26 protein-coding genes and 2 pseudogenes are annotated in these 25,569 nt (G+C 67.8%); 12 read left to right on the top strand and 16 right to left on the bottom strand.

Annotated elements, in window-relative coordinates; genetic code table 11:
* Positions 1-83 precede the first annotated feature (83 nt).
* Positions 84-1,886 carry a thiamine pyrophosphate-requiring protein gene (locus ABD378_RS20450; protein ID WP_344522367.1) on the top strand — a complete coding sequence of 601 codons (1,803 nt, stop codon included), beginning with the start codon at positions 84-86 and terminating at the stop codon, positions 1,884-1,886.
* Positions 1,887-1,936: 50 nt separating this feature from the next.
* Positions 1,937-3,724 carry a glycoside hydrolase family 15 protein gene (locus ABD378_RS20445; protein ID WP_344522366.1) on the top strand — a complete coding sequence of 596 codons (1,788 nt, stop codon included), beginning with the start codon at positions 1,937-1,939 and terminating at the stop codon, positions 3,722-3,724.
* Here the strand turns inward: ABD378_RS20445 and ABD378_RS20440 are convergent.
* Complete coding sequence (locus tag ABD378_RS20440; protein ID WP_344522365.1) at positions 3,718-4,821, bottom strand: amidinotransferase; 1,104 nt, start codon at positions 4,819-4,821, stop codon at positions 3,718-3,720. The two genes, ABD378_RS20445 and ABD378_RS20440, sit on opposite strands and share 7 nt — an antisense overlap.
* 119 nt (positions 4,822-4,940) lie before the next feature.
* On the bottom strand, positions 4,941-6,200 hold the full coding sequence (locus ABD378_RS20435; protein WP_344522364.1) for a cytochrome P450: 1,260 nt from the start codon (positions 6,198-6,200) through the stop codon (positions 4,941-4,943).
* Positions 6,201-6,439: 239 nt separating this feature from the next.
* Here ABD378_RS20435 and ABD378_RS20430 point away from each other — a divergent pair, with 239 nt between their 5' ends.
* The 3 genes from ABD378_RS20430 to ligD (ABD378_RS20420) are packed head-to-tail and all read left to right on the top strand — an operon-like array spanning position 6,440 to position 9,023.
* The gene (locus ABD378_RS20430; protein WP_344522363.1) at positions 6,440-7,402 is read left to right on the top strand and encodes an LLM class F420-dependent oxidoreductase; all 963 of its coding nucleotides are present in this window, start codon (positions 6,440-6,442) and stop codon (positions 7,400-7,402) included.
* The gene (locus tag ABD378_RS20425) at positions 7,399-8,085 is read left to right on the top strand and encodes an HAD family hydrolase (protein ID WP_344522362.1); all 687 of its coding nucleotides are present in this window, start codon (positions 7,399-7,401) and stop codon (positions 8,083-8,085) included. The genes ABD378_RS20430 and ABD378_RS20425 overlap by 4 nt, the downstream gene beginning before the upstream one ends.
* A gap of 29 nt (positions 8,086-8,114) precedes the next feature.
* Positions 8,115-9,023, top strand: a complete 909-nt coding sequence (gene ligD, locus ABD378_RS20420) for a non-homologous end-joining DNA ligase (RefSeq protein WP_344522361.1) — start codon at positions 8,115-8,117, stop codon at positions 9,021-9,023.
* A 63-nt stretch (positions 9,024-9,086) separates the two neighbouring features.
* Here ligD (ABD378_RS20420) and ABD378_RS20415 read toward each other — a convergent pair whose 3' ends face one another.
* The 5 genes from ABD378_RS20415 to ABD378_RS20395 all read right to left on the bottom strand — a co-directional run bounded on the left by ABD378_RS20415 (position 9,087) and on the right by ABD378_RS20395 (position 12,521).
* Positions 9,087-9,509, bottom strand: coding sequence for a CBS domain-containing protein (locus ABD378_RS20415; RefSeq protein WP_344522360.1), 423 nt, complete (start codon positions 9,507-9,509; stop codon positions 9,087-9,089).
* A gap of 67 nt (positions 9,510-9,576) precedes the next feature.
* Positions 9,577-9,783 (bottom strand): hypothetical protein, encoded by a 207-nt coding sequence (locus tag ABD378_RS20410; protein WP_344522359.1) that lies wholly within the window; start codon positions 9,781-9,783, stop codon positions 9,577-9,579.
* Between the two features lie 92 nt (positions 9,784-9,875).
* Positions 9,876-10,538, bottom strand: coding sequence for an HhH-GDP family DNA glycosylase (locus tag ABD378_RS20405; protein WP_344522358.1), 663 nt, complete (start codon positions 10,536-10,538; stop codon positions 9,876-9,878).
* 189 nt (positions 10,539-10,727) lie between these two features.
* A complete protein-coding gene (locus ABD378_RS20400) occupies positions 10,728-11,612 on the bottom strand; it encodes a SigB/SigF/SigG family RNA polymerase sigma factor (protein ID WP_344522357.1) in 885 nt (294 codons plus the stop codon).
* A 33-nt stretch (positions 11,613-11,645) separates the two neighbouring features.
* On the bottom strand, positions 11,646-12,521 hold the full coding sequence (locus ABD378_RS20395; RefSeq protein WP_344522356.1) for a VOC family protein: 876 nt from the start codon (positions 12,519-12,521) through the stop codon (positions 11,646-11,648).
* Between the two features lie 425 nt (positions 12,522-12,946).
* On the opposite strand from ABD378_RS20395, the gene ABD378_RS20390 reads away from it, so the two are divergent.
* The 3 genes from ABD378_RS20390 to ligD (ABD378_RS20380) all read left to right on the top strand — a co-directional run bounded on the left by ABD378_RS20390 (position 12,947) and on the right by ligD (ABD378_RS20380) (position 14,996).
* A complete protein-coding gene (locus tag ABD378_RS20390) occupies positions 12,947-13,174 on the top strand; it encodes a DUF5133 domain-containing protein (protein ID WP_344522355.1) in 228 nt (75 codons plus the stop codon).
* 137 nt (positions 13,175-13,311) lie between these two features.
* Complete coding sequence (locus ABD378_RS20385) at positions 13,312-13,989, top strand: DNA polymerase ligase N-terminal domain-containing protein (protein WP_344522354.1); 678 nt, start codon at positions 13,312-13,314, stop codon at positions 13,987-13,989.
* The gene (gene ligD, locus ABD378_RS20380) at positions 13,986-14,996 is read left to right on the top strand and encodes a non-homologous end-joining DNA ligase (RefSeq protein WP_344522353.1); all 1,011 of its coding nucleotides are present in this window, start codon (positions 13,986-13,988) and stop codon (positions 14,994-14,996) included. Before ABD378_RS20385 ends, ligD (ABD378_RS20380) begins: the two co-directional genes overlap by 4 nt.
* 339 nt (positions 14,997-15,335) lie before the next feature.
* On the opposite strand, the gene ABD378_RS20375 is transcribed toward ligD (ABD378_RS20380), so the two are convergent.
* The gene (locus ABD378_RS20375) at positions 15,336-15,689 is read right to left on the bottom strand and encodes a hypothetical protein (RefSeq protein ID WP_344522352.1); all 354 of its coding nucleotides are present in this window, start codon (positions 15,687-15,689) and stop codon (positions 15,336-15,338) included.
* An 82-nt stretch (positions 15,690-15,771) separates the two neighbouring features.
* Between ABD378_RS20375 and ABD378_RS20370 the strand changes: the two genes are divergently transcribed.
* Positions 15,772-15,897 carry a hypothetical protein gene (locus ABD378_RS20370; protein ID WP_344522351.1) on the top strand — a complete coding sequence of 42 codons (126 nt, stop codon included), beginning with the start codon at positions 15,772-15,774 and terminating at the stop codon, positions 15,895-15,897.
* A gap of 307 nt (positions 15,898-16,204) precedes the next feature.
* Here ABD378_RS20370 and ABD378_RS20365 read toward each other — a convergent pair whose 3' ends face one another.
* Positions 16,205-16,582, bottom strand: a complete 378-nt coding sequence (locus tag ABD378_RS20365) for a nuclear transport factor 2 family protein (RefSeq protein ID WP_344522350.1) — start codon at positions 16,580-16,582, stop codon at positions 16,205-16,207.
* 365 nt (positions 16,583-16,947) lie between these two features.
* Entirely contained in the window at positions 16,948-17,772 is an 825-nt protein-coding gene (locus ABD378_RS20360) for a winged helix-turn-helix domain-containing protein (protein ID WP_344522349.1), read from the bottom strand.
* Positions 17,773-18,245: 473 nt separating this feature from the next.
* On the opposite strand from ABD378_RS20360, the pseudogene ABD378_RS20355 reads away from it, so the two are divergent.
* The 3 genes and pseudogenes from ABD378_RS20355 to ABD378_RS20345 form a co-directional block, all read left to right on the top strand.
* Positions 18,246-18,548 (top strand): annotated as a pseudogene (locus ABD378_RS20355) (MerR family transcriptional regulator); the annotation flags it as partial.
* A gap of 178 nt (positions 18,549-18,726) precedes the next feature.
* A complete protein-coding gene (locus tag ABD378_RS20350; protein ID WP_344522348.1) occupies positions 18,727-19,119 on the top strand; it encodes a peptidase inhibitor family I36 protein in 393 nt (130 codons plus the stop codon).
* 44 nt (positions 19,120-19,163) lie between these two features.
* Complete coding sequence (locus tag ABD378_RS20345) at positions 19,164-19,520, top strand: peptidase inhibitor family I36 protein (protein WP_344522347.1); 357 nt, start codon at positions 19,164-19,166, stop codon at positions 19,518-19,520.
* Between the two features lie 518 nt (positions 19,521-20,038).
* On the opposite strand, the pseudogene ABD378_RS20340 reads toward ABD378_RS20345, so the two are convergent.
* The 6 genes and pseudogenes from ABD378_RS20340 to ABD378_RS20315 all read right to left on the bottom strand — a co-directional run bounded on the left by ABD378_RS20340 (position 20,039) and on the right by ABD378_RS20315 (position 25,546).
* Positions 20,039-20,703 (bottom strand): annotated as a pseudogene (locus tag ABD378_RS20340) (transposase family protein).
* Between the two features lie 1,664 nt (positions 20,704-22,367).
* Entirely contained in the window at positions 22,368-22,718 is a 351-nt protein-coding gene (locus tag ABD378_RS20335) for a DUF6479 family protein (protein ID WP_344522346.1), read from the bottom strand.
* Between the two features lie 154 nt (positions 22,719-22,872).
* Positions 22,873-23,643, bottom strand: a complete 771-nt coding sequence (locus ABD378_RS20330; protein WP_344522345.1) for a metallophosphoesterase family protein — start codon at positions 23,641-23,643, stop codon at positions 22,873-22,875.
* Entirely contained in the window at positions 23,640-23,894 is a 255-nt protein-coding gene (locus ABD378_RS20325) for a BON domain-containing protein (protein ID WP_344522344.1), read from the bottom strand. Before ABD378_RS20325 ends, ABD378_RS20330 begins: the two co-directional genes overlap by 4 nt.
* On the bottom strand, positions 23,891-24,574 hold the full coding sequence (locus ABD378_RS20320; protein WP_386546399.1) for a nucleotidyltransferase family protein: 684 nt from the start codon (positions 24,572-24,574) through the stop codon (positions 23,891-23,893). Before ABD378_RS20320 ends, ABD378_RS20325 begins: the two co-directional genes overlap by 4 nt.
* 153 nt (positions 24,575-24,727) lie before the next feature.
* Positions 24,728-25,546 carry an SDR family oxidoreductase gene (locus ABD378_RS20315; protein ID WP_344522430.1) on the bottom strand — a complete coding sequence of 273 codons (819 nt, stop codon included), beginning with the start codon at positions 25,544-25,546 and terminating at the stop codon, positions 24,728-24,730.
* Positions 25,547-25,569: the final 23 nt, after the last annotated feature.

Below are 25,569 nucleotides of genomic sequence, written 5' to 3'. Positions count from 1 at the left end.
GGCCGACCCCACCTGGAGAGACTCAGCTTCCGCCCCACCGCCCCGCCCTAACCCGTCCCGTCCCTAGTAGGAAGGCCGACCCTGTGTCCACGAAAGTCTCCGACTACGTCCTTCAGCGACTGCGTGAGTGGGATGTCGAACGCGTCTTCGCCTACGCCGGTGACGGCATCAACGGTCTGCTCGCCGCCTGGGGGCGAGCAGACAACAAGCCGCAATTCATTCAGTCCAGGCACGAGGAGATGTCCGCCTTCGAGGCGGTCGGATACGCGAAGTTCTCCGGCAAGGTCGGTGTGTGCGCTGCCACCTCGGGGCCGGGGGCCATCCATCTGCTGAACGGTCTCTACGACGCGAAACTCGACCACGTTCCCGTGGTCGCGATCGTCGGACAGACCAACCGCACCGCCATGGGCGGTTCCTATCAGCAGGAAGTCGACCTGGTGAGCCTCTACAAGGACGTCGCCTCCGACTTCTGCGAAATGGTGACGGTTCCCGAGCAGCTTCCCAACGCCATCGACAGGGCCATGCGTACCGCTTACGCCCGCCGGACGGTGACCGCGATCATCATCCCCGCCGACGTGCAGGAGCTGGACTACTCACCGCCGACCCACGCGTTCAAGATGGTGCCGTCAAGCCTGGGCATGGCCTCGTACGCGCCCGTTCCCGCCGCGGCCGAGATCACCAGGGCCGCCGAAGTCCTGAACGCGGGAGAGAAGGTCGCCATCCTCATCGGCCAGGGCGCACGGGGTGCACGCGCCGAGGTCGAGGTGCTCGCCGAGAAGCTGGGCGCCGGGGTCGCCAAGGCGCTCCTGGGGAAGGACGCGCTGCCCGACGATCTGCCGTACGTGACCGGGTCCATCGGCCTCCTTGGCACCCGCCCTTCGTACGAACTCATGCAGGACTGCGACACGCTGCTCGTCATCGGCTCCAGCTTCCCCTACACCCAGTTCATGCCCGATCTTGACCAAGCCCGAGCGGTACAGATCGACATCGATCCGCACATGATCGGGCTGCGCTACCCCTTCGAGGTCAACCTGGTGGGTGACGCCAAGGAGACGCTCAACGCCCTGCTGCCGCAGCTGAAGAAAAAGAAGCACGGCTCCTGGCGCAAGAAGATCGAGAAGGACACCGCGCGCTGGTGGGAGGTCATGGAGCGGCGTGCCGCGGTGGAGGCCGACCCCATCAACCCCGAGTACGTCGTGCACGCGCTCGACGCCTTGCTGCCCAACGACGTGATCCTCGCCGCCGACTCCGGCTCCGCCGCGAACTGGTACGCCCGGCATCTGCGCATGCGCGGGACGATGCGCGGCTCCCTGTCCGGCACCCTCGCCACCATGGGGCCCGGCGTTCCCTACGTGATCGGGGCCAAGTTCGCCCATCCCGGACGCCCCGCCATCGCCATCGTGGGTGACGGCGCCATGCAGATGAACGGGATGGCCGAGCTCATCACGGTCGCCAAGTACTGGCGTGAGTGGCAGGACCCGCGGCTGATCGTGGCGGTACTCAACAACCAGGACCTCAACCAGGTCACCTGGGAGATGCGGGCCATGTCCGGAGCCCCGCAGTTCCTGCCCTCACAGGCACTGCCCGACGTGCCCTACGCCGACTTCGCCACATCCATCGGACTCGACGGCGTACGGGTGGAGAAGCCGGGAGACGTGGAAGCGGCCTGGCACCGCGCACTCGGCGCCGACCGGCCGTTCGTCATCGACTTCCGCACCGACCCAGCGGTACCGCCGATCCCCCCGCACGCCGGCCTCGACCAGATCGAAGCCGCGGCGTCGGCCATCCTCAAGGGCGACAGTGACCGGGTCGGCGTGATCCGGCAGGGTCTCAAGGCCAAGGTGCAGGAAATGCTGCCGGGGCGCGGGTCCGGTGGTGGCTCCTGACGGCCCCTCAACATCCGCCCCCTGACTCAGACGGAGAGGACTCCCACGTCATGCCGACGCCGGACACGATCGACGCGGGCCCTGAGTTCCCTCCGCACGTGCTGAGGGAATACGCGCTGCTGGCCGACGGCGAACGGGGCGCTCTGATCGGCCCGCACGGCGACATCGCCTGGATGTGCGCGCCGCGGTGGGACTCCGACGCCGTGTTCTCGGCGCTCGTGGGAGGCAGCGGCACCTACGCCGTCACACCGCTCGACCCTCGGCACGTATGGGGCGGCTTCTACGAGACGGGCAGCCTGATCTGGCGCAGCCGCTTCATCACCGGCGAAGGCCCCGTCGAGTGCCGGGAAGCCCTCGCCTTTCCCGGCGAACCCGACCGCGTGGTGCTGCTGCGCCGGATCCTGGCGACGGACTGCCCCGCACGGGTACGGGTGTTGCTCGAGCCGCGCGGCGCGTTCGGCGGCGACAGCAGTGACCACGTCCGGGGCCACCAGGGTGTGTGGACAGGGAAGACCGGCCCGCTGAACTGGCGCTGGACCGGCGCGACGGCGGCGCGTGCGACCCGCGCCCCGAACGGCGGCGGCGAGCTGCTCACCCTCGATCTGACCGTACCTCCGGGCGGACATCACGACCTCGTACTGGAACTTTCGCCCAACGCGCTGCCCGAGGAGCCGGTGCTTCCCGACACCGCATGGGCCGCCACCGAGGCGTCCTGGGCACGCAACTGCCCCGAGCCCCCGGAGACCATCGCGACACGCGATGCCCACCACGCACTCGCCGTCCTGCGCGGTCTGACCAGCAGCGGCGGCGGCATGGTCGCCGCCGCCACGATGTGTCTGCCGGAACGCGCGGGCGCGGGCCGCAACTACGACTACCGCTATGCGTGGATCCGCGACCAGTGCTACGCGGGCATCGCCGCCGCGGGCGTCGGAGCCACCGGCCTGCTCGACTCCGCGGTCGGCTTCGTCTCGGCCAGACTTCTCCAGGACGGACCGGAGCTCAAGCCCGCCTACACCGTCACCGGCCGTGCCGTGCCCTCCGAGCAGACGCTGGATCTGCCCGGATACCCAGGGGGAACCGACAAGATCGGCAACTGGGTGAACCAGCAGTTCCAGCTCGACGTCTACGGCGAGGCCCTGCAACTGCTGGCTGTCGCGGGCCGATCCGACCGGCTGGACCCTGATGGCTGGCGCGCCGTCCAGGCTGCGGTCGACGCGGTCGAACAGCTGTGGAACCGGCCCGATGCCGGCATCTGGGAGATCGACGACCGGCTCTGGACCCACTCCCGGCTCAGCTGCGTCGCGGGTCTGCGCGCGGTCGCCGCGCTGCCCGGCGTCGGCAGGGAACTCGCGCGCCTGACCTCACTCGCCGACACGGTCCACGCCGAGACGGCACGTACCAGCCTGCACGCCGACGGCTACTGGCAGCGGGCGCCGGACATGCCGGGGGTCGATGCGGCGCTCCTGCTGCCACCCGTCCGCGGCGCGTTGCCGGGGTCCGACCCCCGAACTCTCGCCACCCTGCGCGCCGTTTGCGATGAACTGGCCCGCGACGAGTACGTCTACCGCTTCCGCCATGACGCGCGACCGCTGGCCGAAACAGAGGGCGCGTTCCTGCTGTGCGGCTTCATGATGGCGCTGGCCGAGCACCAACAGGGGCACACGGCGAGCGCCCTGCGCTTCTTCGAACGGAACCGGGCCGCCTGCGGACCTCCCGGCCTGTTCTCCGAGGAGTACGACATCATCCAGCGGCAACTGCGCGGCAACCTCCCGCAGGCCTTCGTCCACGCACTGCTCCTGGAATGCGCCGGCCGTCTCAGCGAGGGGCAAGATCACTGACCGTACGATTCGAGCGTGCCGCGACGCCTGATGTCGAGTGTCGCGCAGTGGAATGAGCCGCCGAACGGGGCGTAGTGCAGCAGGTCGCACGGGATCGGCTCGAACCCCCAACCTTCGAGCGCGCGCAGCATGTTGGTGTGGTGCCGCTCCGCGATCACCCGTTTCTCGTCGATCATGAGAACGTTCATGCTGAGCCACCTGCCGCACATCGAGGTGAGCTTGAGCAGACGCGCGTCGATCGGATTGGGCTCGGGGGCGACGAGAACGTCCCATGAGTTCAGGACGTCGGGCAGGTGGTCGACATCGACGTACTCGGGATTGACCAGCACCTTGCCGGGCGCGAGAGGCATGAATGTCGTGTCGATGTGCATGGGCGCGCGGCAGCGGCTCTCGATTTCGTGAATGCGATAGCCGGGGCCGAGATGGCGACGCAGCCAGTCGATGCCCATCCGATTGGTGACATTGCTGCGTGTGACGAACAGATCGCGTCCCGCCCGCACGAAATCCGCCGCATCGAAAACGGGCTCGAACTCGGTGAGGATGTAGCGCATGGGCTCGTCGGCCTCGGGCAGGGAGAAATCGTCCTCGAACAATGCGTCGGTGAGTTGCGGCCTCGGCGCCGCGGTCCAGCGTGCGCCGCGCCGGAAGTAGTCCTTGAGCAGCGCGCGATAGGAGTGGGTCTCGAAGTATCGGCACGGCCACGCCATCGGCGTCTCGATGATCTCGTCGCCGATGACGAGCAGGCTGTCACGCGGGCAGGCGTTGCAAAAGCCGTGCGACGACCAGTCGGGGGTGCCGAAGGTCTCCTTGTTCTTGACCGTGTCCGGGCGTCTGACCGTGACTTCAAGGGAGCGCAGGAGATCAATGAACTGGTCGAGTTCTTCCTGCGCCGGCTCGATCAGCACGTTCGGGTACTCGAAGCCGGCGGCAAGCCCCTGCAGGCGGGCTGCCCAGGGAGGAATGTTGCAGGTCACGACGGGATGGCTGGAGGGGATCGTCGCGCCGTCGAGGCGCCCGACGATGATCTCCTCCAGAGGGTCCCACTCATTGTGGGAATTCACCGGCGAAACGAGCGGTTCCGCGGAATCGAGGGTCATGGTGGTCCACCGCCTTCACTCTCAGAAGTCGGTAACCCGCTTTCGCAGATTTTACTCAGGGGTGCGTGGAACAGCACTCCGAAACCCGGGAGCAGCCGGCCCAGGTCTTGAGGCGTTGGTCAAGGACGCGTGGTCTGTGACCGAGCGGAATCCTCCGGAGGGAAGTCGGCTACGAAGCCGCTGCGGGGCTTGGTGGGCATCCGCTTCAACGGGATGCGCAGATCCTGCTCGGGAACGTCGTACTCCAACTGCGCCAAGCGCGGAAGTACGGTGCTCAGCACCGCCAAGGTCACGTCTTCACCAGGGCAGCGGTGGCCTCGGGAGGCCTCGCCGCCGCCCTGGGGCACGAGTTCATCGCGGCCGGGCTCACGGTCGGTGAACCTCTCCGGGTCGAAGCTGTACGGCGCCTCCCACAGCCCCGGATCGTGGTTCTGGCCGTAGAGGTCGAGCAGTACGAGGGTGCCCTCGGGAATCGGCTCTCCGCGCCACTCCACGTCGTGCGGGGCCAGACCGGCCACGAACGGCGCGAACGGGTAGAAGCGCCGTACCTCGTGGGCGAAAGCCCGGGCGTAGTCGTCCCCGTTCATGGCCAGCGGCTTTCGCAGCTCAGGTCGCCGGTGCAGTGCGTGCGCGCCGAACACGGCGTACCAGGTGACGGCGACGGTGGGCCGCAGGATGTTGAGGACCTCGACGGCGGCGGTCCGTGCGTCGAGCAGTTCGCCGTCGGCGTCCCGGTGCAGGGCGACGGCCCGCACTGCGGATGGGTTCTGCGCGCTGTGGTCCGATGTCGCGCGGACCTCCTCGATCAGCTGGGCCAGTCGCTTCTCCTGACGCTGCCGGGCGCGTCGGGCCTGCCAGTGTCGCGGTCCCGCGGTCGCGAATCCGTCGACCATGGCGATGAGGTCGCGGGTGATCTGTTCGGCCTCACCGGATCGGTGGTCGATGGGGGCGCCTGCCCAAGCGCACACGGCTCGTGTGAGCAGAACACTCACTTCGTCGAAGAGTGTGATCCGGCCGTGGCCCGGCCATTGCCGGCTCGACCGCTCCCACTCCTCGGCGACGTGGCGCGCCAGCGCCGCGACGGCGGCCGCTTCCTTGAGGACCGTCACGAAGAGAGCCTTGCGCTGCCGATGCTCCGCCCCGTCAAGCGTGTGCACTGCGCCCTTGCCGAAGAGGGTGCTGAGGACCGGTTCGGGCAGTGCGGAGCGTCGCCGTACATGGTTCTCGTCGTAGAAGAACTCCACCGCGGCGGGCCCCCGCAGAGCGATGGCAGGCTTGCCCAGCAACCGGGTGCGGACCAGGCCCGGCCCCTTGCGGCGGCTCAGATCGGGAAGCCACGCATAGCCTTGGGTGAGCAGCGGCAGCGTGTTGTCGAACATGTAAACCTCCTGTCGTGGTTCGGGACTACGTAGGGGCGCCTGTCCACCGTGAGCCTGATGGGATGCCGCCACCACCGGACGACGCCGACCTCGCGTCCCTCCACGTTGTCCGTCGCGCTTGGCCGCCTGCCGAGTGCCCCGGACCGGCACGGTTCACCCATCAGGTCCCTCCAGTGGGTGCCGCGCCGCGGACTGCGTGAGCCTGTGAGGGGGATCGCTACGAAGGAGCGCAACGAGCCATGACCGTCTACGGATACTTCCTGGCATCCGAGGAGTTTGGGCCCACCGACCTCCTGTCGCAGGCCAGGGCAGCCGAAGAGGCCGGATTCGAGGCTCTCGCCATCTCGGACCACTACCACCCCTGGAACGATGAACAGGGCCAGAGCCCCTTCGTATGGTCGATTATCGGCGCCCTGTCGCAGGTCTGTTCGCTTCCCGTCACGACACTGGTCACCTGCCCCACGATCCGGATGCACCCTGCGGTCAACGCGCAGGCGGTGGCTACGTCAGCCGCGCTGACAGAGGGCCGTTTCCGGTTCGGCGTGGGGACCGGCGAGGCGCTCAACGAGCATGTGCTGGGTGACAGATGGCCCGACGCCGAGGCGCGGATGGAGATGCTGGAAGAGGCCGTCTCAGTCATCCGTCAGCTTCTTACGGGCGAGCAGGTCACCCACGACGGGCGCCACTACACCGTGGAGAACGCCCGCATCTACACCCTGCCGGACGAGCCACCGCCCATCTACATCTCCGGGTTCGGCCCTCGAGCGGCCGCGCTGGCGGGACGTATCGGAGACGGCTTCATCACCATGACCCCTGACCGTGAATTGGTCGGGCGGTTCCGAAAGGGGGGAGGCGCCGACAAGCCGGTTGTCGGAGGTGTGAAGGTCTGCTGGGGGAACGATCGTGACCAGGCCGTCCGGACCGTGCACCGCCTCTGGCCGAACATGGCCCTGCCGGGTGAACTGGGACAACTCCTCCCGACACCGAAACACTTCGAGCAGGCCTGCGAGCTGGTCACCGAGGACATGATCCGCTCCGCCTTCACCTGCGGTGACGACGTGGAGGAGCATGTGAGCGCGGTTCGCGCCTACGTGGAAGCCGACTTCGACGAGGTGTACGTCAACCAGATCGGTACCGACCAGCAGGGCTTCTTCGACTTCTACCGAACCAGCGTGCTTCCGCGGCTCCGGAGCGGCAGATGACTGAGGGACGCGCGGTCCGCGCGGCGCTGTTCGATGTCGACGGAACACTTGCGGACACGAACCACCTGCATGTGACGACCTGGTGGGAGGCCTTTCGCCAGGCCGGTCACAGGGTTTCCACGCACTCCATCCACCGGGCGATCGGACTCGGATCCGACGACCTCATCGAGCACTTGCTTGGTGAAGACCGGGACAAGGAACAGGACGAACAGATCAGCGGCGCGCACAAGACGCTGTACGGCGCCTACTCCGAACGCCTGGCGCCGCTCGACGGTGCGGGTGATCTCTTGCGCGCACTGGCGGGCCGAGGCTGGCGCAACATCCTCGCCACTTCTGCCGGTGGCCGGGAACTCGAAGCACTGCGGCGTGCGATCGACGCGGACGAGGTGATCGGGGGAACGGCCAGCGCGGATGACGTGGCTGAGGGCAAACCGGCCCCGGACCCGGTATGTCGCGCGCTGGAGCTGGCCGGGGCCGATGCCGGCGATGCGGTGTTCATCGGCGACACCGTCTGGGACATGCGGGCCGGGGTGCGGGCCGGGGTCCGTCCCGTCGCCCTGCTGTCGGGCGGTATCCCGCGGGCCGACCTGGAAGGCGCCGGCGCGGTCGCGGTCTACGAAGACCCCGCTGATCTGCTCGCGCGGCTCGACGACAGTGTGCTTACGACGCTGGAAAACGGCTGACCAGGGCGGTGCGAAGGAGGCGGTGACACATGAGCCCCACCCTTGAGCTACGCGTCGGACGACGCAAGGTGGAAGTAACTCGGCCCGAGAAGAAGCTGTTCCCGCAGGACGGCATCACCAAGGCCGATCTCGCCGAGCACTACCGGCGGGTGGCACCACGCATGCTCCCCGAGCTGCGCGGCAGGCCACTGATGCTCGAACGGATGCCGGACGGCATCGACGGAAACCGCTTCTACCAGAAGGAGGTCTCCGACTATTTCCCCGACTGGATTCATCGCGCCGCGGTGGCCAAGGAAGGCGGCGAGGTAACGCATGTGCTCTGCGACGACACCGCGACCTTGGTCTACCTCGCGGGCCAGGCGTGCATCACCCCGCACCGCTGGCTGAGCCGCGCCGACAAGCCGCGCAACCCGGACCGCCTGGTCTTCGACCTGGACCCGCCCGCCGACGACTTCGAGCCCGTACGCAGCGCGGCGCACCGCCTGCACGAGCTGCTGGACGAACTGGACCTTCCCTCGGGCCTGATGACCACCGGCTCACGCGGTCTGCACGTCGTCGTACCGCTCAACCGGCGCGATGACGTCGACGACGTGCTCGCCTTCGCGCGCTCTGTCGCACAGACGCTGGCGGCACGGTACGCGCGGGAGCTGACGACCGAGCCCCGCAAGGACGCCCGCAAGGGGCGGCTGTACCTGGACGTCGCGCGCAACGGCTACGCCCAGACCGTCGTCGCTCCGTTCGCCGTCCGGGCCAAGCCGGGCGCTCCCGTCGCGGTTCCCTTGGCCTGGGATGAACTGGACGCACCCGAACTGACCGCCCGCCGCTGGACGGTGACCGACCTCGGCGACCGCCTCGAGAAGAACCCCTGGTCGGGACTCGCACGCCGCGCGCGAGGCGTGACCTCGGCGGACCGGCGGCTGCGGACCTTGGCGGAGTGAGCGGCGCGGGCCCGGCCTTCGTCTTCGTGAACTACTCATCCCGCCGCATTGAGTCAGCTGAACTCAGTCGGTGGAGAGAGCCTCGATCAGGCGCCCTGCTTCGGGCGCGTCCAGGGCCTGGGCGGCGTCCGCGAGGGCAACCATGCCGACGAGGTCGGTGCCGTCGATCACCGGCAGGCGTCGGACCTTGTGCTTGGTCATGGTCGCGAAGATCTCGTCCACGTCGTCGTCCGCGCCGATCGTCACGGCTTCTCCCTGCGCGAGAGTGCCCATCTCCACCTCATCCGGATCGAGCCCTTCTCCGAGGACCTTCACCGTGATGTCCCGGTCGGTCACGACGCCGACGAGCCGGTTGTTCTCGCCACAGATGGGCAGGGCGCCCACCTGCAACTCCTTCAGCTTCAGTGCCGCGTGTCGGGCGCTGTCGTGTGCCTGCACACACTGAGCCCCGCCGGTCATGATGTCCCGTGCCGTCGTGGTGTTCATGGTGAGTCGTCCTTCCTGATGGTGGAATCCAGTACGTCTTCGGTGCTGCAGCTGTCCGTTTCGGCGGTCAGGAGTCCCGCTCGTGTACGTCCTCCTGCGCGTCCTCGTTCGGCGTCAGAGCGTCAGCGGCCTCACCGTCCTTGCGGGGCCGCTCACCGCCGTCCACCAGACGTATCTCGGCATCCTCCACCTCGTGGAACACCTCGTCGGCGGCCGTCTCGGCATGCTCCTCGCCGTGCGAGGGCCGGTGCTTGCGGTTGTTGTCGGGGCTCATGCGTCTCCTCTGTGTCTCCTCGCTCTGTGCGGCGGCCCTCCGCGTACCCGTCGGTCGCTCTCTCACTCGGAACAACCGAAACGACGGTTGGATCAGGCGGGGGAGCGGTCGGTTGCCCGGTCGACGCTGTCCTTCGCCAACTGCCGGTCGAGGGCGGCCCGGACCAGCGCCGCGGCCAGAACGCCCGGCTGCTCCTTGCCCGCGAGCCGCATCAGCCCGGAAGTGTTCTGCGGCAGCCCGAGGCGCTCGGCTCCCTGCAGTGTCTTGGCGTCGAGGTAGGGCCCGAACTCGGTCCACACGTCCTGCACTTCGCGCAGGAAGATGTCCGCGCCCGTGGGGCCGAGGCCAGGCACCTTGCGCAGCAGCCGCTTCAGGGCCGCCACGTCGCCGTCGGCCTTCTCACGCATCCTGCGCAGGTCCCCGCCCCATTCGTCGAGCACCAGCCGGGCGCCGTCACCGAGCTGGGTCGCGGTCCGTTCGTCGTAACGCCGGTAGCCGCCGCGTCCCAGGGCGTCGACCCGCTGCTGCCACGAGGCGTCGGCCATCTGACGTGGCCCGCGCATCCCGGCCTCGTACAGTGCCCGCGTGCTCGCCACTGCCACGGATGCCCGGATGCGGGCGCTGAGCAGACAGGAGAGGACCAGCGTGCGATAGAGCGGTTGAGGCGTGTCCGTCAACCGGATCCCGGCCTCCGCCGCGTACGTCTGTCCCGAAGTCCTGAGCAGCTCTCGCATCACAGCCTTCTGGCCGGCCATGTCTCCACCTCCTGCGTGGGCTCGCTTGCCGGGTACGCGGGGTGCGCTTCGCGGCATCTGATGGATGGCGCCCGGCGCACCCCGCGTACCCGGACGTCGCACTTCCACGCTATGGCGAACGGGTTCATCCCGCACCGTCGGCCGTTCGTCAGGCCGGGGCCACCCACGCCCTTCGCCGGACAGCCGCTGTCAGTCGTAGGCGAGCAGGCCGGTGCGGAGATGGGCGAGAGTGGCGGAGAGCAGCCGGGAGACGTGCATCTGTGAGAGGCCGAGCACGGCGCCGATCTGGGTCTGGGTCATTTCCTGGCCGAAACGCATTTCGATGATGCGGCGTTCGCGTTCGTCGAGTTCGGCCAGGAGCGGAGCCAGGGCGTGCAGATTCTCGAACGTCTCCAGGGCGGGGTCCGCCGAGCCCATGACGTCGGCCAGGGATTGGCCGTTGGCGTGGGTGTCGCCGTTCTCGCTCACGGCGTACGGGGTGTCCAGGGATCCGGCGGCGTAGCCGTTGGCGGCGATGATCGCCTCCAGGACCTGTTCCTCGGCCACCCCTAGGTCGGCGGCGAGCTCCTTGACGGTCGGTTCGCGGCCGAGCGTGGAGGACAGCCCCTCCTTGGACTTGAGTAGTTCGGTACGGAGCTCCTGCAGCCTGCGTGGTACGTGCACGGCCCAGCTGGTGTCACGGAAGTAGCGTTTTATCTCCCCGAGGATGTAAGGCACGGCGAAGGAGACGAATTCGAAGCCGCGGCTGACATCGAACCGGTCGATCGCCTTGATGAGCCCCATGGTTCCGACCTGGACGATGTCCTCCAGCTGACCGTTGCCGCGGTTGCGGAAGCGGCCTGCCACGTAGTGGACCAGGCTGAGGTTCATCTCGATCAGCGTGTTGCGCGTGTACAGATAGTCGGCGGACCCCTCTTCAAGTATCTGGAGCTGCTCGAAGAAGAGCTTCGACAGCTCCCGTGCGTCCTTCGGCGCGACCTGGTCGGCTTCCTCGATCCGCGGCAGCCCGGCGACCTCGTCCCGCGCCCGTTCGGCCGGATGGGCGTCGTCCACGTCCACTGCCTGCAGAAACATCCTCTGACTCCCCACTTTCTCGCCCTGCACGTCTCAGCTCGCGATAACCGTGAAGGGGTTCCCCTCACGGTCGCTCAGCACGGCTTCGCGCCGATCGCGGGGCCCTCTGGGCGGCGAGACGACCAGCCCGCCGGCGCCCAGGGCCGCCGCGGCGGCCATGTCGACGTCGGCCACCCGGAAGCACGCGTGCCAGCCCGCCGGCGCAGCCTCCTCGAACGTGGCGTCCTTGAGGGTGGCGACCGTGCGCAGCCCGTCGCGCACCGCGATCCGCCCGTCGGCGTACTCCACCTCGCAGCTGTCTCTCGCCCCTCTCGCCCAGCCCAGTACGCCCCCGTAGAAGAGGGCGGCGGCGAAAACGTCCCGAGTGCGTAGCTCGAGCCGGGCTATGGGGCCCTCGCCCACCCTCCAACGGTCGTCGGGAGCCTGTTCGCGCAGCCCGAAAACGTCGTCCTGGAGGCCCGCTGCCACGGCGATCCGCCCGGTGCCGGTGGCCAGCGGCCCGACGGCCACGGTGGCGCCGCGCTCCCGTAGCCGGGCCACCGTGGTGTCCACCTCAGTGACGGCGAAGTAGGGCACCCACCCCGCGGAGACGCCCAGATCACACGTCGCCTGGCTGAGGGTCCCCACCGGCGCACCGGCCATCAGTGCCAGAAAACGCGAAGTGCGCGGTGGGCCGAGCCGCCGTTGGCCAAGGAGCGGGACGTGGCACCAGCCGAGAACCCGGGCGTAGAACTCCTTGGCGGCCAGGACGTCACGTGAGGCCAGGCTCAACCAGCACGGCCCACCGTCCGCTCTGCCTGTGGCACGCGGGGGCAGGCCGTCGACCGGCGCGGTGGACCGCCGTTCGCCGGGAACCGGTTCCTGGGTCTGTCGCTCCTGCGCGTCGTTCACATAGATGTGCCTCGGCACAGCACCCTCTCCCTACGTGGTTGTGGCGGTCTCGCCCCCAGTGGTTCCGCAAAGGTCGGGGCGCATACCGGGACCTTGCTCACGCATCCCAGGGACCAAGGGCCCCGCGTGGCCGGTGCCAAAGACCCGCGCCTGCCCGCGGCCGGGGAGGCGGGCCAGAAGTCACCTGAGGGCGGGCCGTTGGTCCCGGTAGGGACGCGGGCGCCGTGGGGACAGGAGGGGTACTCATATCGATGCCGGACGGATCCGGATGGATCGAAGGAGGCAGTCAACTCATGCGAACCATCAGGCGCGTGAGGCGTGTGCTGTACGGCGCTGTGTGCCTGTCCACGAGCGAGAGGGCGCGTCGTACACGTCCTCCTGGCAGCCCCAAGGCGAGTGTCCGCACAGAACGAACAGAAGGAACAGAACGAAAGGAGCACCAGGTGCTCAGGCCCCACCCCGCCGCCCTGCAAAGCCTGCTCGAAATTCACTCCTCGCTGCGACATCTGCTGGCCCAGGAAGACTCGGCCGATACCCGCCGCAGGCTGGAGGATGTGTCATACACCCTGTGCGTGTCCACCGGTACGCGGAATCCCGATGCGGCGCTGGCCGCCGCGCGGGCTCAGCTCGCCGGAGTGGTCTCCAAGGACGACGCCCGCCTGTCCGCCTGAGCCGCTGATCACCGTTCCTGGATCGCCGATGCCCGGCGCGTCTTCGCGGATCATGATGAGCTGAGAGGTGCGTGCCGGTGACGATCACGGGTACCCGGCGTTCGAACGCATCAGCGACCCGACAGAAGGGGGCCGCCGTGAGCGAGAAGGATGGCCTGCGGACCTACCGCGGGAAGCGGAACTTCGGCAAGACGAGCGAGCCCAGCGGCGAGCGCGCGGCGCGGGACGAGGCCGCGCCGGAGACTGAAGACGAGCCGACGTTCGTCGTGCAGATCCACGACGCGAGCACGATGCACTTCGACTTCCGCCTCGAGGTCGACGGCGTACTCAAGTCCTGGTCGGTCCCAAAGGGCCCCTCGACGGACCCGCACGACAAGAGGCTCGCCATCCCCACTGAGGACCATCCCCTGGAGTACAGGGACTTCGAAGGCGTGATTCCCGAGGGCGAGTACGGCGGCGGGACCGTCATCGTCTGGGACCGCGGCACCTACCGTCCGACCAGCCACGACAAGCGCGACCGGCCGGTGCCCTTCGGCGAGGCCCTGGAAAAGGGCCATGCCACGTTCGATCTGCACGGCGAGAAACTGCGCGGACAGTTCGCGCTCACCCGGTTCCACGGCCGCGAGGAGAAGAGCGGCGGATCCGCGAAGAAGCCGACGTGGCTGCTCGTGCGGGCAGGGTCCGCACGCGGCAAGGGCAGCGGGACCCCGGACCCGCGACGAGCCCGCTCCGCACGCAGCGGCCGTACGCTGCGCCAGGTCGCCGAGGACCCGAACGCCCCGAGATGGGACTCGAACGGCGGTGAACGGGGGTGACCGGCCTACTGGACACGCTCCCTCCCGACCTGGAAGGTCGCACACGCAAGGCGGCGCCGGGTGTCGAACTGGCCGCCTCCCCGATGCTGGCGACGCTCAGCGACCGGCGTGACTTCGCCCAGGGCTGGATCTTCGAGCGGAAGCTGGACGGCATCCGGGTGCTCGCGGTCCGCGAGAACGGCAAAGTGACCCTCCGGTCCCGTTCCGGGCGGCGGCTCGACGCCACGTACCCGGAGATCGTCGACGCCCTCGCCGCGCAGAACTGCGCCGACTTCACCGTCGACGGCGAGATCGTCGCCTACTCGCACGGCCGGACGGACTTCGCGCGACTTCAGCAGCGCATGGGACTCACCCGGCCTGCCGACGTCGCGAAGAGCAAGGTCGCCGTGACGTACTACGTCTTCGATCTCTTGCGCCTGGACGGGGTGGACGTACGGCGGCTACCGCTGCGCACCCGCAAGTCCCTGCTGCGCCGCTCGATCGCGTTCACCGCTCCGCTGCGATTCAGCACCCATCGCAACGAAGGCGGTTCGGAACTGCTCGCCGACGCGTGCCGGCGCGGCTGGGAGGGCCTCATCGCCAAGCGGGCCGACAGCACCTACCAGGCGCGCCGCTCGGACGACTGGCTCAAGCTGAAGTGCTCGCAGGGCCAGGAGTTCGTGGTGGGCGGCTTCACCGAGCCCGAAGGCAGTCGCGTGGGCATCGGCGCGCTGCTCATCGGCTACTACGAGGACGGGCAGCTGCGCTACGCGGGCAAGGTCGGCACCGGATTCGACCGGCGTACTCTGCTGGCCCTGCGGAAGGAACTCGACGAACTGCGGGCGCCCCGTTCGCCGTTCGAGGGCCGGGTGGCCGAGCGGACGGCGCAGTGGGTGCGGCCGCGGCTCGTGGCGCAGATCGCCTTCACGGAGTGGACGCGCGACGGCATGCTGCGCCACCCCCGCTATCAGGGACTGCGGGACGACAAAGATCCGGCCGACGTCGTCAGGGAGCGAGGAAAGCTCTGACGGCCGGTCAGCGGCACGATCCCCACGAGGTGTGGCGGTGCCGGTGTGCTTCGCCGGGGATTGCCCGCTGCCTCGCCGGGCACTCGTGAGCGCGATCGTTGACGGCTACGACGAGGAGGCCACCGTGTCCATCACAGGAACTCATCAGCATGGTGGACGGTGTTGAACTGCTGACCGGATCGGTCTGTGCCCTGCTGGGCGCCCTCGCGACGGTCGCGGCACGCCGGGCGGTGAACGGCTGGTGAACTCCTGGCCCAGAACTTCGGCACGCCGATGGTCGGTCTGACCATGTTGCTGCTCGCTCAGAGCCCATCTCTGAACCTCAAAGCTGATCGTCGTCTACTCGTAAGTCTGGTCCTGGCTCATCGCCCAGATCGTCCAGACGATCACCGTCAGCGGAATCATGACGACCGCGGTGCCGAGCGCGACACCAGCACGCGCCCGGAAGCGATCGGCTTCCTCCTGGCCCCGCATCCTGCGCAGAGCGCCGATGCCTGAGATAACCGCAGAGATTCCCACGGGCACGGTGAAGTACACGGGAAGGAAGAGGATCCACTTCGGGACCGGGACGGGCAGCAAGGGACAGACCATCATCGCGGCGGCGACAGCACTCAGCACAAGCGACGTCGTACCCTCCGACTGCTGCCGCGCCGCCACCTGCTCATTCGATCCGGCCCTCTGCTCGACGGTCATGCTCAGGATGCTAGGCAGCGTGAACCGCGCTCCGCTTGGGCGCGCGTACTCAGGTCGTCCTGAGTAGCCCACTCCGGCCGACATGCACGACAGCGTCGCCGCCCGGGAGGCCCTCTTCCGGCTCCCGCTCATGCATCCCGAAATCGCCGTCGACACGGTCAAACGGTCGACGTCGTACAGCTCGGCCAGGACCTCCTGCGGCAGTTGATGGCGCAGGTGCACCAGGGTGAGAAGCAGCCGGTCGCAGAAGACCAGCTTCGGCTTGCGCCCGGCGCGCCGACCGCCCTGCGGCGTTCCCCACCTCGGGCTTCGCGAAGTCCGGACTGCCGCGGGGCCTCTCACGGGGCGGCGAGTTCGGCGAACAACTCGCCGAAGTGTGCGCGGGAGACACCGGACAGGGCAGGATGGGAGCAGGCCACGCGGGCCCAGGGCAGCTTCACAACTCACCCAACCCGCACGGCCCTTGTTACGGCACGGCCAAATCAGCCGGAACGTCGCTGAGAGCGGCAACCGCCTCACATGGGTTCAACCAGAGTCGCCCGCCACTCCGGGCGGGGGTCAGCCCCAACACTCGTCCAGTACTCACGGCCACGTACGATCCGTCCCTGCTGGACGGTCCAGAACGAGGCCACACGGAACACGCCGAACTCGTCATGCGGCACCTCGACTTCGGAGACCACCTCGTTGCCGTCAGCCACGATTCGCAGCACCCGAATCGACCAGCCCTCCGGATATTCGCTGTTCACCGCGACGAAGTTCTTGTTGCCAACGATGCGCTCCGCGCTGACCGGCCACTCGACCACGACGTCCTCTGCGACCAAGTCTGCGACCCCTGACCAATCGCGCGCCTGGATCCGATCCCACAAGGACTCAACCACTCCCGAAGGTTCCATGGGGGCACCCTTGCATGAGCCACTGACACCTCGTCCCTGGGAGCCTAAGGCTTGTCCCGTATAAGGGCATGAGCTGGTGCTTTGCCTGACGTACGGTCGCTGGGTGGAGTCGAAGAGGTTGAGTGAGTGCCCGTTGCACGGTGCTGGTTAGCGTCCTGGTTTCCTGGTCGGGCGGCGTCAGGCTGCGCGATCCGGCCACTGGCGTCGCCACCGTCGAGCTCAGGTACGAAAGCCAGGAGGAATGGCGCACCGTCACTTGCGAGACACTCGCCTCGACCGCAGCGCCAGGTGGGCAGGTCCGTGGACAGCAGCGGCAGACGGTAGTGGGTGGTGGGCGGTTCTTCGGGTCTGAAAGGTCTGCCAGGTCAGGTGTTGAGGAGCCCGGTCCCGAGGTGGGTGGGGCTGTGGAGTGCGGTATTGCGGTGCCGGATGGTGCTGATCAGTCCGGCTGTGCGCAGGACGGTCGCGTGTTCGCTGGCGCTTGGGGATGTGATGCCTGTGTGGGCGGCGAGTTCCTTGGTGGAGCAACCGGGGTGTTCGGCGATGGCGGTGAGCACGGCGGCCCGGGTGTGGCCCAGGAGTGCTGCCAGGGCCGCGTCGCTTGTGGGTGGGCCTGACTGTGCCGGCGGGATGAGCCAGGACTGGGTCTTTGCGAGGTGATCGCTTCGTACGGGGAAACTCATCACGGGCTGGGGCGCTGCGTCGGTGTCGATAGCGGGGGTTCCGGCCCCGAAGACCGTGGGGACGAGCAGCAGCCCGCGCCCGGCAAGGTGCAAGTCGTCGTCGCGACCCGAGAGCAGGGCGACCTCAAGCACCGGCGGGTGCCAGCGGATGCGCCGTGGGTCCAGTGAGGCGAGTATCCCTTCCATGCCGCCGGTCAGCGTCTGCCGCATCCGCACCCCCTGGTCTGCGGTCGCCGCGTTGGTGATCTGCGTCCAGTAGGGAGACAGGACAACAGCGCAGACCTGGTCCAGGCTGTCGTAGACCCGCTGCAGCAGTTCTGCGTCGTTGGGCAGGTTCCGCGCCCATGGCGGGATGGGCTCCCACTGCGCCATGAGCGCGAGGTCCGCGCGGATCTGGGACCGGGGCGTGAAACGCACCCGTTCCAGCAGCTCCGGGATACTGCCGACGCCGGTGGGGGCCAAGAAGTCGGGCGTCCAGCCCCGGGCCGGAACGAGGTTGAGAATCATGCGTGCTGCGGACTCCAGCCCAGCCAGCTCCCCAAGGGCACGGTGTCTCCAGGCTTCAAGACGCAGTGGATGGCTGTGCGGCCGGAGGGTGCGTACCGCGGCACTCAGTTCCAGCAAGGGATGCGGGGCCTGCGCCACACGCGTCCGTGCCAGGTCCTCCACCGTGAAATGAATGCGATAGACCACACGCTGCTCCCTCTGTACGGCACAGTCAGAGGTGATTCTTCGGGAATGCCATTGTTCGGTCCAGACCGAATCAGGTCGCCCGTAGCGCCTGTGGCAGCAAATGCCGTGTGCGCCCAAGATGAATTCCGCTCGGAACGGAGCGGAAATATCGCCCGTAGGCAGGAAGGAGGGATCCGCATGGACGTCGAGCTTGAACACCCTGAAGGCCAGCACGGCCGACGTCGCTGACGTATCGTCACGAAACAGCCCCAAAAGCTCAGTTAGGGCGTGCCTGGCGGGTCGGTTGCCGGATCCGGGCCGCGCAGGTCGACGAGGTGGAGGCCCTGCGGGGCCATTACCGTCGGCTGCTCGCCGAGCGCGACCGGCTGGATGCCCTGGCCAGCACCGTGGCCCGCACGATCACCGAACTGGAGCAGCCCAGGAAGGACGGCACAGACATGATCAGCATCAGCCGGCCGAAAAATCTGTTCGAGGGTATCGGGCCTGCCCGGTACATGAAGGTCCTGCGCGGCTTCCCGGAGCTGGTCGAGGCCGTTGAGCGGCATACCGCGGCGTTGAGCAAGGCCGAGATCGAGGTCGACGAGCGGGAGTCGCCGAATTCGCCAACGGTGTCCTTCGCGGGACGCCATCCTCCGGGAGCGTCACGTTGACCGCACCCATACCGTAGGCGCTGCTGTTTCGGGCAGAACCGAAACACCTTTCTGCCCAGGTCACTACTCCGTAGAGTCCCCGAATGTCGTTTCCACTAGCCAAGCGAAGTGAGGGTAAATGATCAGGAAAACGCTCATGCTCGCCGCCGCCGGCCTCATGACCGTCTCGACCGTGAGCGCTGCATCCGCGCTGGGAGGACCGGAGTTGACGGGGAAGGCGTCATGTCCGCCGAAGTACGTGTGCGTGTGGGACAACAACAGCTTCTCCGGAAAGCCGAAGTGGAAGTCCGAAGGCGACCTGAACAAGGACATGCTGTCTGATAACGGGGTTTCGATCTTCAACAACGGCCGCGCCTACCCCGGCAAGGACCACATCCGGTACTACTACCGGATGTGGTCCGGCGAGTACGCCCGGGGGTGCCTGCACTACCCAGGGGACAGTCCGACCACGGTGGTGACCTGGGACAAGCCGGTCACGCTGGAGTACGCGAAGTGGGGTGGCGAATGCTGACTAACTGGCGGAAAACAACAGGTCTTTTGGTGGCCGCCGGTCTCATGACCCTCAGCTCCGCCACCGCCGCGTCCGCGAGCTCCGGTCCTGCCCTCACCGGCAAATCCTCGTGTCCATCGAGGTACGTGTGCGTGTGGGACAACAACAGCTTCTCCGGAAAGCCGAAGTGGAAGTCGAAAGGCAACCTGAACAAGGACGTGTTCTCAGCCAACGGCCTCTCCATCTTCAACAACGGAAAGCGGTACCCGGGCGGCGACCACATCCGCTACAAGTACACCTACCAGCCGAGTGGAAAGACAGTATCGGGCTGTCTGCATTACCCCGGCGACACTCCGAACAGCAAGCGGACCTACGCCTCTGGTGTGGTCCTCAACTATGCGCAGTGGGGCGGCGAATGCTGAAGAAGGCCGGGGCACTTGCGGTGACTGGGCGCATGACCCAGTCGACCGCGTCCGTCACCACCACATCTGGGGCCTGGTGACACGGAAGGCGTCGTGTCCGCCGAGAACGTACATATCTGGAACAACACGTCGCATGCGGGAACCCTCAAAGCGGAGCCATTCCCGCCAACGCTAAGCCTTGATCCACCGATCTGAAGGCTGCGGATAACTGTTCGGGAAACGAGGAAGTGCCCTGTGACCTGCAATGATGGGAGTTCTTCAGGCTTCCAGCACGCACGAACGACAGGGCACTTCCGAGATGCAAGTTTCCACACTCCGGCGGCGGTTTCTGCTGCGTTCGACGGCCCGAATCTGATCGCGCAGGCCGGGCTGGTGCCGGCGATGCGGCTGGCCGAGAAGATGCAGCTGACCGGGGCGGGGAACGGTGGGGGCGCCTCGACGGACGCCAAGGTGCCTGCTGTCCCGCAAATGATCTCTGGGTGTGCGGACGTGGTTGTGCGGTGCGCGACCTACTCGGTCTATCCGGCGAGAGCGAGGTTGTGCAGGCGGGCGATGCCGCGCATGGCGTGGTGGACGCCATCGCCTTTGAGTCGGCAGTCACGCAAGATCTTCCACGTCTTCATGCGGGCGAAGACGTGCTCGACGCGTGCGCGGACCTGCTTGTGGGACGTGTTGTGCGCCTCCTTCCAGTCGGGCAGTTCTTCGCCCTTGCGCCGGCGGTGGGGCATGAGGAGTCCGGTGCCGGGATAGCCGCCGTCGGCGATCGTGGTGGTCTTCCCGACGGCGGCCTTGGCGCCGGATTCCTCCCATGCCTTGCAGTCGTTGCGGTTGCCGGGCAGAGGCTGGCCGATCACGTGCCGTCCACGATGAGCACGGTGCCCTTGGCGAACCGCTTGCGCTGCTGGAGCGCGAGCGTCGGACCGAGATGGTCGATGATGCGGTCTGCGGCCGACTTCGATACCCCGAACAGCGGGGCGAGCTGGCGCATCGTCAAGTTCGTGCGCCAGTAGGCGGTAACCAGCAGTGCCCGGTCCTCGAGCGGAAGACCCCACGGCCGGCCCTTGCGGACCGCATCCGCACCCTTCCGCCCCAGCACGGTCACCAGCTTGTCGAAGCCGCGCGGGCTCAGCACGGTAAACGGGGCTATCCAGGACGGCTCCGACGCCGTGATCACACCAGTCACAGCAAGATCATCGCACCCTCGACTGAGTGCCAGGAGGCGGCTTTCGCCCGACTGAGGTGCTCAGCCCTGAACTCGAATCCGACAGGCTGGGCAGAGCACTCGGTGACGCGGATACGCGTGCGGACGAGTACTCGTAGCATCGCCGCGTCCGTCACCACCGAACAGAGATGCACTGCCACCGCGACTGCGAGGTTCTCCGGCGGGCTGGTGCCGACCGGGTCTGCCACCGTTACGTACAGTGTGATGGGCAACTTCCAGCCGCTCCAGGCGAACAAGGAGCCCGACCCGATCCAGCCGATGACCAGCGGGGCAACCGGGCAGGACGCGCCCGAGCGACCGCCCAGATGGCGGCGGATCCGGCAAGCGCCCAGAATCCTGAGACAGCTTCCAGCACGTACCAGTGAGTGTTTCGCTCGGCCGGGTGCGCGATTCCCACGGTGCCGCCGACCACCCAGTACAGCGATGCCAGACCGACTGCGGCACCGACGACCGCCGCCCACGGCGGCACGGCACGTACTCCGTCGCCGACTCGCCCCGTGAACGCTTCGGGCCAGCGGTGCCGCAGATACGCGGGGACAGCGACGGCCAGCCCCAGGCCCATCCCCAGAAAGCTGAACTGGACTAGAACACCCTGCCAGACCGGCAAGGTCGTCCCGTCGCCTCCGCCGCCCTGCGGGTCGCCGCCCACATCCAGGAGCGTACTGATCACAGCGAATGGGAGTATCGAGACGAGGAAGCCCGACCCCACCCAGACACAGAACGCCACCAGCGCCCCCGGTAGCCGCATCCCCCAAGGCCGCACCAGGGCAAGGGCCAGCACGATCCCGATCACGCCATGCCGATGGTGACCGAGTTGAGGACGAGCTACTCCGCCATGTCGAGACCTTCGCCTACAGGCAACAGCCCCATGAGCGAGCCAAGCACCCACGACACCTTGATCAGCAAGTACGGTGACATCGCCAGAGCCGCCCCATAGGCCGCTGTCTGCCCGACTCGATCCCACCGTTCCACCCGAATTCCCCTTCCATCAGCAGGAATCCCATCCTCGAACGTCACCCAGCCCGGCACGTCCGCAAGACGACCACGACGAGCCTCCCCCACAGCGCGGAGAGCGCGTCCCACGAGGAGTGCAGCCTTGCCACGTAAAGGGACGGAGCACACGACTTGCCAACTCGAGCAGCACTCAGACACCCGTGCCGCAACCATCAGTTACGGGACAGCGTTTAGGGGCGACCTGGCACATCGCCCCTAGGAAACCACCGGCAAGGCCATGGACGATCCGGGCATGAAGCCGGTAGGAGAGGCCGCCGGCTCCGCAGCGGGAAATCCCTCGATGGGACCGGATGGCCGTCCCGTGGCAGCATGGATAGTGGAAGTCTGTTTGGTCCTCGGCGAGGCCGGGGCACTCGGCGGGTGAACCGGATCATGTGAAGGGTGCGATCGCGATGTCGAATCCGCAGCAACCCGAACAGCGGCGTAGTGACAAGGGCGGAGCGACCCCCCAGGACAGCGCCGAACTCAAAGCCCGACAGCCAGGAATGCCCCGCCGGGCCGGCGTTCGCGCCCACGGCACGGACAAGGGCGACAAGGGTGGCGGCCCTGGCGGCGGAACCCCGCCCGAGGAGCGCCCGGACCACCCGTAAGCCTCCGTGCACTCGGTCCGGTCAGCCGAGGCCGCCGCTGCCGAAGCTGCCGCCGTCGGACTTCCTGTGATCTTCCGGATCTTGCGAGGGGCTGCGGTGGGTGCTCGGGGTGCCGTATCCGCCATCGAGTTCATGCGGCGTCAGCCGACCGCCGTCATGGGGTACTTCGTTCGGATCCCGATACTCCCGGATCTCCTTTACGGGGCCGTCCTCGGGAAGTTTCGGCTGTTCTTCCGGCCGTGGAGGCGCGGGCTCACGCGCTCGAATTCGACGCCCCCACATAAAGGCCGCCAAAAGCATCCCGACCACTACCAGGCCGACGATCCACATGAGCAGAGCCGTGCCGGGCGAGGCGGCCAGTTCCCATTGCATAGATTCCATATAAGGGGTGTACCCGCCCTGGACAGCTCGTACCAGTCGAGGTCATTTCCAGTGCGCCGACTGGTCTCCGGGAGATGAAATGTTCCGTCCTTCGATATTCTTTGCAGTTCTCTGAATCCTGATGGCCCGCTCAGCGAGCGGCCCCTCAGACGGGCCGGTCGGCCGAGGCCTCTGCCCGGGGCTCCGCCTGGCCCTCTCCTCGCAGGTGGTACACGTTGAACGCCTTGCGGATGACGGGCTGGGCGACGTTACGGACCGGTACGCCGCCGCTGGTGATCCCGTGTTCGGTGCCCGCGTGCGCGTGGCCGTGGACGGCGAGATCCGCGCCCGCGTCGTCGACCGCCTCGGCCAGCAGATAGCTGCCGAGGAACGGATAGATCTCCAGGGGCTCGCCCGCCAGAGTGTCCGGGACCGGCGAGAAGTGCGTGAGCGCCACCCTGGCATCGCACCCCTGCTCCGCCAGCTCGTGCAGCGACGCCCGCAGTCCCTCGGCGCAGCGGCGGGTGTATCGGATGAACTCCTTCATCAGGGGTTCTCCGAACTCGCTGCCGCTGCGGCCGACGAACCCCCCGCCGAACCCCTTGGTGCCCGCGATGCCCACGCGCTTTCCGTCGACCTCCACGACGGTGCTCTGCCCCTCCAGCACCCGTACGCCGGCATCGCGAAGGACGGCGGTGACTTCGGCGGGCCTCTCGTCATGGTGATCGTGGTTGCCCAGCACGGCGACGACCGTCACCGGGAGACCGGACACTTCCTGGGCCACCACCCGCGCTTCCTCCGGTGTGCCGTGGCGAGTGAGGTCCCCGGCCAGCAACAGGAGGTCCGCACAGTCGTGCAGGGTCTCGAAGGCGGGCCGCAGCACGCCCTGACTGTCCAGACCCATGTGGATGTCCCCCACGGCTGCGACGCGGATCATGCGAGCTCCTCCGGGTGGTCGGGCGCCGCCGATTCGGCCACCACGATGTCGAAGTGGACCGTCATGCCGGCCAGTTCCTCGCGTGCTGTGTGCACGAGTTCCTCGCGGCAGTTCGCGGTGGGCACGGTTCCGACGACCGTCACGGAAGATCCGCGGGGCTCCACGCGGATGCCCAGTTCACCCAGTTGTTCCGCCGCAAGCCGTTCCTTCAAGTGGGCGATGCGGTATTCGACCGGTGCGTCGTCGTTCATCGGTTTCCTCCTTGAGGTTCGATGACGTGCAGGCGTTCCAGGAGATAGAGGAAGGCCCCCGGCATCGGCGCGTCCCCACAGTCGCGGCGAACCGCTTCCCAGTCGACCTTCTCGCGCAGTTGCCGCGCGATGGGCAGGACGGCGCCGAAGTCACAGTGATGCTCGGAGAAGGCGGCGAGCAGGGCACGCATCAGGTCGGTCGGCGCCAGAACCGGCATGCGTACCGAGTCCACCGGCAGCTCCGTGGCCCGGCCAAGCAGTTCCGTGGTCACCGGCTGGTCGGCCAGCTCGAAGATGAGATCGATGTCCTGACCGAGGCACTTGGCCTTGAGCAGCCAGTCCTCGGGCGGCGCGTACACCGTCAGACCGGCGTCTGCCAGAGTGGCCGCCACCGCGTCGGCGTCCTCGGGCTTGATGCAGAAGTCGGCATCGTGCTGGAGGTTGCCGGTGCCGCCGTGTGCGTGGACGGCGACGCTGCCGGCGAGGGCGAACTCGTATTCGTGCCTCTTGAGGACGGCGCCCACCTGCTTGGCCGCCTCCAGGATGGCTTGGTTGAGGTCGGGCGGAAGTTCCTCCGTGCTGTCCGGCTGCGGGGGCCCTTCGACCGCTTCCGCGGCCGGCCGCAGCTTGGTCACCGGCTTTCGTCCGTCGGGAGTGGTGCCCTCTGCGTTCCGCGTCACCTGCTGCTCCGTTTCCGGACGCCGACTGCCGCCACTGCTCGTGCAGGTCGGACGTCTCCGACGATCCCTGCTCCAGGCAGCGCCTCATACCCGGCCCTTCGCGGGCGCAAGTGCGCCACCTCCCTGCGCGTAGCGATCGGCCTCAGGTACTACTCACGGGCGTCGCCACTCGTCGCTTCGAAGGTGCGAGCCTGCCTGTGGCCCCATCCGCACCATGCCGCCGTCCGCGACCCATGACGCGCCGGTCACGTAGGAGGCATCAGGGCCGGCGAGGAAGGCGATGACGGCGGCGACCTCACGGGCGTCACCGGGCCGACCGAGCGGGATGCCCGGGCGCCGCGCCTCGCGCACGTCCCTGTCCTCCTGTCCGGTCATCGGCGTGGCGATCTCGCCGGGCGCGACAGCGTTGACGGTGATGTCGTGCTCCGCGAGCTCCAGGGCCATCACCTGGGTCAGCAGGCCAAGACCGCCTTTGGCGGCGCAGTAGGGAGCGGCGCCCACGCGCGGCTGATGCTCGTGCACGGAGGTCACGTTGACGATCCGGCCGCCTTCGCCCTGCTGGATCATGCGGCGTGCGGCGCGCTGGCCGCACAGGAACGGGCCTACGAGGTCGACGTCGAGCACGCGCCGCACGTCGTCGAGGTCCAGGTCCAGGTATGGGGTCGCGGTGCCGGTGCCTGCGTTGTTGACCAGGACGTCGATCCGGCCGAGCCGCTCGGCGAGTTCGTCGACCACCTCCGCCGCATCGGGCAGCTTGGTCAGGTCCATGCGGGCGACGACCGCGCGCCGGCCGTGGCGGCCCACTTCCTCGGCTGTCTTTTCGGCGCCTTCCTGATCACTGTGCCACGTGATTCCGACGTCCATTCCGGCCTCGGCGAGAGCGACGGCCGTGGCCCGTCCGATGCCGGAATCCGCGCCGGTGACCACTGCTGCTCCGGTGGTGGCAGAGCGGGAGACGGTGCTGCCGGGCATCTCACCCGGCGCTTCCTGTTCAG

Source organism: Streptomyces rectiviolaceus, assembly GCF_039533825.1.
GTDB classification, from domain to species: domain Bacteria; phylum Actinomycetota; class Actinomycetes; order Streptomycetales; family Streptomycetaceae; genus Streptomyces; species Streptomyces rectiviolaceus.
This window is presented reverse-complemented; position numbering and strand designations above follow the sequence as displayed.